Raw genomic sequence first — 813 nt, 5'->3', positions numbered from 1 at the left:
CTCAATCTTCGCCCATTGGGCATCCGTCAGAACATTGCGATCCATCCTGACTATGAATCACATCAGCCTCCGAGTGTGAATCCCCACAGACCCTAGTTTATGCGCTGTGGTAGGCCCTCGTTCACAGATGCAGGATGCTACAAAACCCTGCAAAATCATCCATTCTCCGGGGCTGGTTTGCTGCGAAGCCACGCGCGAAGTTCGCTCAGTGAGGCAAAATAGCTGTCTGATCCTTCGGGGCGATAGATCGGCACCTCTGGCTTACCTGCCAGCTTCCGCGCGGTCCCGACGCTGACGCCCAGCGCGGCAGCGATCATGGGAAGGCCCCACAACTTGCGATCAGGCTCCAGAATGCCGTCCAGACGCCACGGATCGAGGGGCGGATGCTGCGTCATTTTGGTGCTGCTGCTGCTCATTTCAAAAACTCCAATTCGGGCAAATCGTGCGCGTGGCTCCCCGCGCCGGTCCCCAGCCAAGGGGCAAAGTTCTGGACCACCCCCGGGGCAGTCATCGGACCACCAGATCGGCCACGGGCAGGCCGGTGGCGCTGGCGTATCGTTCGCTGGCAAGGATGGCCTCCTCATAGCTGCTGCCCTGCCAGACCACGGGCCTGACCATCTCGTCGCCATGGCCGGATCGGGCGAACACGCGGACGCTGAACTGCGTCGTGCGAACGCCAACCGCGCTGATGACGATCTCGACCTGCGCTTGATCGGTCATGTCGGGGTCCTTCTCTTTGGGATGGGCCGCGCCCTCCAGGGGCGGCTTCATCCCCAAGGGGGTATGGGGGTATATGTGGCTAGGGGGTTGAAG

2 protein-coding genes are annotated in these 813 nt (G+C 61.5%); both read right to left on the bottom strand.

The genetic code is table 11. The features are described 5' to 3' along the window. Positions 1-155 precede the first annotated feature (155 nt). On the bottom strand, positions 156-416 hold the full coding sequence (locus PARHAE_RS20430) for a helix-turn-helix transcriptional regulator (RefSeq protein WP_241232919.1): 261 nt from the start codon (positions 414-416) through the stop codon (positions 156-158). 91 nt (positions 417-507) lie between these two features. Beyond that, on the bottom strand, positions 508-720 hold the full coding sequence (locus tag PARHAE_RS20425) for a hypothetical protein (RefSeq protein WP_126156337.1): 213 nt from the start codon (positions 718-720) through the stop codon (positions 508-510). Positions 721-813 lie beyond the last annotated feature (93 nt).

It is taken from the genome of Paracoccus haematequi (assembly GCF_900631945.1).
GTDB classification, from domain to species: Bacteria; Pseudomonadota; Alphaproteobacteria; order Rhodobacterales; family Rhodobacteraceae; genus Paracoccus; species Paracoccus haematequi_A.
Note: the sequence above shows the minus strand (reverse complement) of the source record. Positions and strands in the feature narration are given on the sequence as shown.

Coding starts and splice junctions, on each gene's coding strand:
- PARHAE_RS20430 (WP_241232919.1), bottom strand. CDS start 416: ATGAGCAGCAGCAGCACCAAAATGACGCAGCATCCGCCCCTCGATCCG.
- PARHAE_RS20425 (WP_126156337.1), bottom strand. CDS start 720: ATGACCGATCAAGCGCAGGTCGAGATCGTCATCAGCGCGGTTGGCGTT.